This window comes from Bacillus sp. P4_D3, from assembly GCF_056401855.1.
In genome coordinates this window covers 58,111-66,004 of the sequence record NZ_JBFUIN010000007.1, presented here as the reverse complement: position 1 = coordinate 66,004, position 7,894 = coordinate 58,111, and the positions used below count along the sequence as shown (strand labels likewise).

Below are 7,894 nucleotides of genomic sequence, written 5' to 3'. Positions count from 1 at the left end.
ATTTTACAGTTTAAATTAGGATACCGAATTGCTTACAAAAGGAGGTTGAAATTCCATGTTCAAAAAAACATTAAGCATGATATGTTGCGTAATTTTTTTACAAGGATGCTCACAAGAACAAGAAGTTAAAAAGGAGATGACAAACATGGAGACAGCACTACTAACAGCTACTGAGAAACAAGAAACCAATACTGTTATATCATTACTCAAAAAAGGGGCTGACATAAATATAACGGACAATAAAGGACGTACTCCTCTTATGATTGCTACATACAAAAATGATGTAAAAACCGCCAAAGCTCTTATCGACGCTGGTGCTGACGTAAATATCCAAGATGATATGAAAAACAATCCATTTCTATACGCCGGTGCAGAAGGTTACTTGGACATTTTAAAACTAACGATTGATGCTGGTGCGGATCCAGCACTTACGAATCGTTACGGCGGAACAGCTCTTATTCCCGCGTCAGAACATGGCTATATTGATGTTATAAAAGAACTCCTTACTCGAACAAATATCGATGTAAACCATATAAATAACCTCGGATGGACAGCTTTAATGGAAGCCATCGTACTAAGTAATGGAGATGAAGCACAGCAACAAGTCATTCAACTTCTTATTGAATATGGTGCTGATGTAAATATTCCCGACAATGATGGTGTTACCCCATTGCAACACGCCCGTGCTCATAGCTTTGCAGAAATAGAAAAGATTTTGTTAGAAGGACGTAAGTAAAAAGCTAATTTTTGCCTTCCTCCCCCACCCTATGCTACATTTAACCCGTTACATCAATATTAATAGGGTGGGAATAAACATGAACAAACCTAAAATTGGGATGATTGGACTTGGAAGTATCGCACAAAAAGCCTATCTTCCAACACTTACAAAAGAAACAGATTGGGATTTTGTAGGGGCGTTTACACCTAACGCGGAGAAAAGGAAACAAGTTTGCCAGCAATACCGCATTCAAGACTTTCATTCTATGGACACACTAGCTTCTGAATGTGATGCAATCTTCGTTCATAGTTCAACTGCTACACATTATGAAATCGTTTCTGAACTTTTGAAAAAAGGAATCGATGTTTATGTTGATAAGCCGCTAGCTGCTACTACTGAGCAAGCAGAAAAACTAGTTGAGATGAGTGAAAAGTATAATCGAAAGTTAATGGTAGGATTTAATCGCCGTTTCGTTCCTATGTACGTTACTGCCAAAGAGCAAGCTAATGATATTTCATGGATTCGAATTGAAAAGCACCGCACAAATAAAGTGGGGCCATATACGTATGACTTTACTATGTTAGATGATTACTTACATATTGTAGATACTGCTCGCTGGTTAGCTAACGATGACCTTAACATCGTTCATAATATGATGTACATCAATGAAAAGAACGAACTTCTTTACGGACATCATACATATACAACTCCAAGTGGACTGTTACTTTCTACCGCGATGCATCGCCATGCAGGTACAAACTTAGAACAAATTGAACTTGTAACGACAGGGAAAATTATTCGCGTAAAAAATATGAATACATTTGAAATTGAACAAGAAAACTCCGTTTCGCAAAGCGGTTCACCATCATGGGATACGACGTTAAAACAACGCGGTTTTGAAGATGCTGTTCATCATTTTATCGAATGTGTACAAGGTGATACGAAACCGATTACAGATGGATTAGAAGGGTTAAAAACACAGCAATTACTACAATCTCTACTGCAAGCTGTAAGCAAAAATTAAAACGGATACATTTTTCAGAATTTACTTTCATTCCCATTTCCTCTTTATTTCTCTCACAAATTTCTATAGAATATGTTGATAGGAATTATAAATTTCATATTGAATCGTGGAAAGGATGGGATTGACACATGTGGAACGAGTTTAAAAAGTTCGCTTTAAAGGGAAACGTCATTGATCTAGCTGTCGGGGTTGTAATCGGTGCTGCATTCGGTAAAATCGTTAGTTCTTTAGTAAAAGATATCATTACACCATTAATCGGTTTATTAATGGGAGGAATTAACTTCACAGGATTAAAATTTACAGTAGGCGAGGCCTCTGTTAAATATGGTAACTTTATCCAAACGATATTTGACTTCCTAATTGTTGCATTTGCAATCTTCATTTTCGTTAAAGTCTTTAACAAAATGACTTTAAAAAGAGAAGAAGAAAAGAAAGAAGAAAAAGCAACAAAAGAAGAAGTTCTTCTTGGCGAAATTCGCGACTTACTAAAACAACAAAACTCTTCTAAAGATAGAGCATAATTGAACGGACAAAAGGCATGCCCCTCTCGGGACATGCCTTTTTTATATGCTATAACGTTTCCGAATTCATATGAATAAATGCAATAATACCTGCAACCATAAGTACCATAATGCTACCTGCAAATAGTGTAATACCGATAAACATTAAACTCGTACTTAAATCTATCGAAATACTTTCAGTAAAAATTGAAACTACATACGTGATAAGGGCGATTCCTGCAAGAATACTTCCTGGAACAAATCGCTTTAAGCCATTTTGTTTTAACGTCATATATGCAAAAATAGCAGTCATGCAAAGCGTAATTATCCAAAGAACGATCATCTCTTCTCCCCCCTCACAAGCCTTTTCTTTCTATTATACATGACATTGCCCTATAATAGTTAAATTTGCACTTGTGTGACATATAACAAGGAATAACCCCAACTGTAGCGAATGTCTTATGAAGAATCCCAAATACATTACCATTATCAAAGCAACGTATTTACAATACCGGCTTCACTTATCGCGAGTATTGTTTATAAAGTAAACATTCAGCATAAGGAGATTGATCTCATATGTACGCTGTAAAATTATTATTTGAATCTGTTCATTCAGGTGAACCTAATCCTAGTAAAATTGATGAACATTATGAAGAGAATCACGATACACTTTTTGAAGAAAGTATTATTCTCGTTAAGGCGAACAGTTTAGAGGAAGCTCACGAGCTAGGTGAAAAGATAGCTCTACAGTCTGAAGATACGTACGATAATATGTACGATGTGCAAGTAACATGGAAGTTTCGAAAAGTGTTACATGTATTTGAATTAAATGATACATCATTTGAGACAGGAACAGAATTGTACGCAAGATTTTTACATGTTAAGAAAAATGAAACTGTCGATACAGTAGTTAAACAATACTATCCTGAATACTAATAAGAGCTCACAGCTATCGCTGTGAGCTCCCTTATTCTTACTTCGTTGAATCTCTAAATTGGATACGGTGAGGTAAGATAACTGAGTGATCTTCTACTTTTTCTTTGTTCATGTATTTCGTTAGTAGACGCATTGCTACTGCACCGATATCATACATTGGTTGTACAACTGTTGAAAGCTGTGGACGCACCATTAATGCAAGACGTGTGTTGTCAAAACCAAGCACTTCGATATCAGTTGGTACGTTTAATCCCGCGTCTTGTGCTGCGTGGATTACACCTAGTGCCATTTCATCAGAAGATACGAAGATTGCTGTTGGCTTTTCATCCATGCTCCAAAGTCTTTCAAACGCTTCTATACCTGAATCATATGTGTAATCTCCATCAATTATAAGATTTTCATCATATGAAATACCTGCTTCTTCTAAAGCTTTTTTATAACCTTGTAACTTCTTCGCGCTTCCTGCTTTATCAATGAAAGGACCAGAGACGAAACCGATACGTTTATGTCCTTGCTCAACAAAGTGCTTCATTGCATCGTAAGCGGCTTGTGTATAATCAATATTTACTGATGACGTTTCATTTTGCTCATCAAATGACGCTGCTAATACGATTGGTACTGGAGATTTTTTGAACTCTTCAACGTGAATATCTGTAATATCTTCACCCATGAAAACAATCCCGTCCACTTGTTTCCCAAGCATCGTATTTAATAAGTGGAACTCTTTCTCTTTGTTTTGGTCAGAGTTACTTAAAATGATGTTATATTTGTACATTGTTGCGATATCTTCAATTCCACGAGCAAGTTCTGCATAAAACGTATTTGAGATATCAGGAATAATAACACCCACTGTAGTTGTCTTCTTACTTGCTAGTCCACGTGCTACCGCATTTGGGCGGTATCCTAAAAGATCAATTGCTTCTAATACTTTCTTTCTTGTTGTAGGCTTTACATTTGGGTTACCGTTCACAACACGTGATACGGTAGCCATTGAAACGTTTGCTTCGCGCGCTACATCATAGATTGTTATGTTCATCTCTTCGCACACTCCTTCTATTTATGTTATCTATTTTTATGTATCGGTTCACTTGAATGAAAAAAAGACATCAACTCTATTTGCAGATGCCAACAATCGTCCCGAGTTCTTCCTTTTACTAATGATACGATAAAAACGCAGGGTCATACAATATTTTCCCGCAAAAGTTTCGAAAAAATTCGCTTCTTTTCTCGTATTTTCGTATTTTTTATGCAAAAAAGGTCAATTTTTGTAAAAAATTATGTAACAAGGGCTACATAGACTAAGAAATCTTTTTATAATTTACTTCCGAATGCTTTTAATTCTTTCATAAACTCATTGAACTGCGGAAAATTTATAAAATAAAAAAGACAGCTTAAAAACTGTCTTTTTTATTTTATAGGAAAGAAACAAACGGTTTATCGCTGTTCTTCTCTTTTATAATAACAACCTCGATTTTATTCTCGGACTTTATCTGTAATTGAACTTTAGCATCTTTAGGAAATTGTTCTAACATACTTTGAGCAGCCATTTGAGAGAGTGCCATTAATTCTGACTTACCGTTATATTTAACGACAATATCCATCTTTAATTTATCCATCTTATTTTGCTTATAAGAAATCTTAGCATTAACAGGGATATAATCTCCTGGAGAGAATTTCTTTATTGCTTCCGAAAAATCATCTAACTTTTTCTTATCTTCTCCTTGTGCTCCCCCAAATTCTTGAGAAGGATACGAATACGATTTTTCATCAATAGTATCCCAATTTCCAAGGTTAGTCTCGTTCTTTTGAACAGTAGCGCTTGCAATATAAGTACCATTCTTTAAAGAACTTGTACTTTCTTGCTTGAATATAGCAAACGTAATTGGAGATTTGTTATATTTATCATTTTTATTAATAGCTTCTATAAGCCCCTTAGCGACTTCAGTACCTTTAGAAATAGCTTCCTCATTAGATACACTTGAAGACATAGATAAACCAATAACAACACCAGATAAGCTTAGTTCATTTGAATTCTGTTTGCCGAAGTAGTCCTGTTCTATAATATTAGTCAAAACTGGTACTTCTTGTTTCGTAACTAATTCATCAATTGTTTTCTCTGGAATATATTGATTTAATTGTAATACGTAATTTTCTGTATCGAATTGTTTTGAAGCAATATCCATTAAACCATTTTCATATTCTGCTAAATCTAGTTTAGAATTAGTCTTAACATTAACTGTATTAATTACCTTTTGTTCTTTTAAAGGAATAACAGTTCTATAGTAATCCTTAGAAACAGCAGTTCTTGGAATCATACTTTTTTCTTTCGTATCTTTCTGTACAACTTCATCTTTCTTCTCAATAGTATTATTGCTGCAAGCCCCCAGTAATAAACTTAAGCTTGCGATGCATAACGCCATTTTCTTCATTGCTTAAAACCCACTTTCAAAAGTCAATTTACTTAGTTTTAATGTATCTATAGTGTACCATTAAATATATGGCAACAAAATAAAAAAGAAGCAAGCCCTTCGCTTGCCTCTCCCTATTTTACATTCTCTTCTAAAGCTTCTTTTTTAATATTCCAGTGCGATGTATGCCATACTACCATTCCATCTTTTATGTATAACACTTGCGGAGATTCATGCTTAATGCTGTACTGCTCTGCAACATGGTTCGAAACATCTCTCGCCTCTTGTACGTATAAGTAATATGCTGGCACTTCTCTTTCTTCACCGCAATACGCTTGAAACTCTGTATATGCACCGTGACTAATTGGGCATGTCGTACTATGTTTAAAAAGAACGTAAGGCTCATTCTTTTCTACTAACGCTTCAAGTTCTTCAATTGTTTCAATCTTCATCATACTCATCATTACTCACCTCTCATGCGAAGTCTAGAGCGCTTCTCTCTCTTTTCAGCCTTCTGCTCAGCTTTCTCAAGTTTACGCTCTTCTTTTTCAATCTTTTTCTCTTGTCTCGTAGCACGGTAATGATTGTATACTTCAATTGCTGCGCTGCTCCACTGTACAACTTGTGCTACTTTATCTGCATTATTTTCAATTTCGTCTGTAACAGACTCTGAAACATTGCGAAGCTTCGTATTTAAAGAGTGAATCGTCGTTCCGATTCCATCTACACCTTCTACTACTTTATTTAGCGACTGTGACTTCTGTTGAATATCATCAGCTAACGCATTTGTCTTATGTAATAATTGCTCCGTCTCTACGCTTATTCCTTGCATTTGCTTCTCTAAACCTTCTAACGTACTTGCAACATTTTCTAACGTCTTCTGAACCGATAACAACGTTCTGCATACATACACTACTAATACAGCGAAAGCAACTGCAATAATAGCCGCACTTACGTATAAAAGAACTTGCATTTCATCACTTCCTTTATCTTTTTCATACTTTCTCTTATTATACAATCATTTTCCGTTTCGTTCTAATCCCTATCTTTTCATTAGAATTTTCATACTTATTCGTTAACTTTAACACAAATCATTCAACAAATTCCACTAAGTAGGTTACAATAGGAAAGGATACATAATTAGCAGGGAGGCTTTACATATGAAAGATCCACGTATTGAAAAGTTAGCATACAATTTAATTAACTACTCTATCCGCTTACAAAAAGGTGAGAAAGTATTAATTGAAAACTTTGGCTTACAAAAAGAACTTGTAACAGCACTTGTAAAAGAAGCATATGCAGCTGGTGGTTTCCCATTCGTTTCTTTAAAAGATCATCAAGTAGACCGCTCTTTATTAATGGGTGCTACTGAAGAACATTTCGAACAAATCGCTGCATATGAAGCGAGCGTAATGAAAGATATGGATGCTTACATTGGTCTTCGCTCTGGCGATAACATTAACGAACAAGCCGACGTTCCAAGTGAGCGCATGAAAGTTCACGGCCAAACAGTTGGTAAAAAGGTTCATAGAGATATCCGTGTTCCGAAAACACGCTGGGTTGTTCTTCGCTACCCAAATGCTTCTATGGCACAGCTTGCTAAAATGAGCACAGAAGCTTTCGAAGACTTCTACTTCGAAGTATGTAACTTAGATTACGGTAAAATGGATAAGGCAATGGATAGCCTTGTTACATTAATGAATAAAACAGATAAGGTTCGCTTAACTGGCCCTGGAACTGACTTAACATTCTCTATTAAAGACATTCCAGCTATTAAATGCTCAGGTCATTTAAACATTCCAGATGGTGAAGTATACTCTGCACCAGTTCGCGATTCTGTTAACGGTACAGTTTCTTATAACACACCATCACCTTACAACGGCTATACATTTGAAAATGTACAACTTAAATTTGAGAATGGCCAAATCGTTGACGCAACTGCAAACGATTCAGAGCGCATTAACAAAATCTTCGATACAGACGAAGGCGCACGCTACGTTGGTGAGTTCGCAATCGGCGTAAACCCATACATCTTACATCCAATGGGAGACATTCTATTCGATGAAAAAATCGATGGCAGCTTCCACTTCACACCTGGACAAGCTTATGACGATGCATGGAATGGCAACAACTCTAACATCCACTGGGATTTAGTATGCATTCAGCGCCCTGAATACGGCGGCGGTGAGATTTACTTCGACGACGTATTAATCCGTAAAGACGGACGATTCGTTGTAACTGAACTAGAAGCTTTAAACCCAGAGAACTTAAAATAATATGAAAAGCGCTCGGATAGAATCCCGAGCGC

The 7,894-nt window shown here is 36.1% G+C and carries 10 protein-coding genes and 1 pseudogene; 6 read left to right on the top strand and 5 right to left on the bottom strand.

Annotation, left to right across the window (positions count from 1 at the left end; genetic code table 11):
- Positions 1–55 precede the first annotated feature (55 nt).
- The 3 genes from AC1DTM_RS02840 to mscL all read left to right on the top strand — a co-directional run bounded on the left by AC1DTM_RS02840 (position 56) and on the right by mscL (position 2,263).
- Entirely contained in the window at positions 56–736 is a 681-nt protein-coding gene (locus AC1DTM_RS02840; RefSeq protein WP_088099568.1) for an ankyrin repeat domain-containing protein, read from the top strand.
- A 79-nt stretch (positions 737–815) separates the two neighbouring features.
- Positions 816–1,742 (top strand): Gfo/Idh/MocA family protein, encoded by a 927-nt coding sequence (locus tag AC1DTM_RS02835; protein ID WP_477000035.1) that lies wholly within the window; start codon positions 816–818, stop codon positions 1,740–1,742.
- 128 nt (positions 1,743–1,870) lie between these two features.
- The gene (gene mscL / locus AC1DTM_RS02830) at positions 1,871–2,263 is read left to right on the top strand and encodes a large conductance mechanosensitive channel protein MscL (protein WP_016106367.1); all 393 of its coding nucleotides are present in this window, start codon (positions 1,871–1,873) and stop codon (positions 2,261–2,263) included.
- A gap of 49 nt (positions 2,264–2,312) precedes the next feature.
- Here the strand turns inward: mscL and AC1DTM_RS02825 are convergent, their stop codons facing one another.
- Complete coding sequence (locus AC1DTM_RS02825) at positions 2,313–2,585, bottom strand: DUF3917 domain-containing protein (protein WP_002199128.1); 273 nt, start codon at positions 2,583–2,585, stop codon at positions 2,313–2,315.
- A gap of 111 nt (positions 2,586–2,696) precedes the next feature.
- Between AC1DTM_RS02825 and AC1DTM_RS02820 the strand changes: the two are divergent.
- A pseudogene (locus tag AC1DTM_RS02820) lies at positions 2,697–2,831 on the top strand (DUF3949 domain-containing protein); the annotation flags it as partial.
- Positions 2,819–3,178: a DUF4288 domain-containing protein gene (locus AC1DTM_RS02815; protein ID WP_016106368.1), complete on the top strand. Its 360-nt coding sequence runs from the start codon at positions 2,819–2,821 to the stop codon at positions 3,176–3,178. The pseudogene AC1DTM_RS02820 and the gene AC1DTM_RS02815, both read left to right, overlap by 13 nt.
- 37 nt (positions 3,179–3,215) lie before the next feature.
- On the opposite strand, the gene ccpA is transcribed toward AC1DTM_RS02815, so the two are convergent.
- The 4 genes from ccpA to AC1DTM_RS02795 form a co-directional block, all read right to left on the bottom strand.
- Positions 3,216–4,214, bottom strand: a complete 999-nt coding sequence (gene ccpA / locus AC1DTM_RS02810) for a catabolite control protein A (RefSeq protein WP_002160207.1) — start codon at positions 4,212–4,214, stop codon at positions 3,216–3,218.
- 376 nt (positions 4,215–4,590) lie between these two features.
- Positions 4,591–5,607, bottom strand: coding sequence for a CamS family sex pheromone protein (locus tag AC1DTM_RS02805; protein WP_002199127.1), 1,017 nt, complete (start codon positions 5,605–5,607; stop codon positions 4,591–4,593).
- 113 nt (positions 5,608–5,720) lie between these two features.
- The gene (gene ytxJ, locus AC1DTM_RS02800; RefSeq protein WP_002067603.1) at positions 5,721–6,047 is read right to left on the bottom strand and encodes a bacillithiol system redox-active protein YtxJ; all 327 of its coding nucleotides are present in this window, start codon (positions 6,045–6,047) and stop codon (positions 5,721–5,723) included.
- Positions 6,048–6,049: 2 nt separating this feature from the next.
- A complete protein-coding gene (locus AC1DTM_RS02795; RefSeq protein ID WP_001197724.1) occupies positions 6,050–6,559 on the bottom strand; it encodes a DUF948 domain-containing protein in 510 nt (169 codons plus the stop codon).
- A 187-nt stretch (positions 6,560–6,746) separates the two neighbouring features.
- On the opposite strand from AC1DTM_RS02795, the gene AC1DTM_RS02790 reads away from it, so the two are divergent.
- The gene (locus AC1DTM_RS02790; RefSeq protein WP_002034367.1) at positions 6,747–7,862 is read left to right on the top strand and encodes an aminopeptidase; all 1,116 of its coding nucleotides are present in this window, start codon (positions 6,747–6,749) and stop codon (positions 7,860–7,862) included.
- Positions 7,863–7,894: the final 32 nt, after the last annotated feature.

Excerpts from the sequence above, each read along its gene's own strand:
- AC1DTM_RS02840 (WP_088099568.1), top strand. The coding sequence starts at position 56 with ATGTTCAAAAAAACATTAAGCATGATATGTTGCGTAATTTTTTTACAA.
- AC1DTM_RS02835 (WP_477000035.1), top strand. The coding sequence starts at position 816 with ATGAACAAACCTAAAATTGGGATGATTGGACTTGGAAGTATCGCACAA.
- mscL (WP_016106367.1), top strand. The coding sequence starts at position 1,871 with ATGTGGAACGAGTTTAAAAAGTTCGCTTTAAAGGGAAACGTCATTGAT.
- AC1DTM_RS02825 (WP_002199128.1), bottom strand. The coding sequence starts at position 2,585 with ATGATCGTTCTTTGGATAATTACGCTTTGCATGACTGCTATTTTTGCA.
- AC1DTM_RS02815 (WP_016106368.1), top strand. The coding sequence starts at position 2,819 with ATGTACGCTGTAAAATTATTATTTGAATCTGTTCATTCAGGTGAACCT.
- ccpA (WP_002160207.1), bottom strand. The coding sequence starts at position 4,214 with ATGAACATAACAATCTATGATGTAGCGCGCGAAGCAAACGTTTCAATG.
- AC1DTM_RS02805 (WP_002199127.1), bottom strand. The coding sequence starts at position 5,607 with ATGAAGAAAATGGCGTTATGCATCGCAAGCTTAAGTTTATTACTGGGG.
- ytxJ (WP_002067603.1), bottom strand. The coding sequence starts at position 6,047 with ATGAGTATGATGAAGATTGAAACAATTGAAGAACTTGAAGCGTTAGTA.
- AC1DTM_RS02795 (WP_001197724.1), bottom strand. The coding sequence starts at position 6,559 with ATGCAAGTTCTTTTATACGTAAGTGCGGCTATTATTGCAGTTGCTTTC.
- AC1DTM_RS02790 (WP_002034367.1), top strand. The coding sequence starts at position 6,747 with ATGAAAGATCCACGTATTGAAAAGTTAGCATACAATTTAATTAACTAC.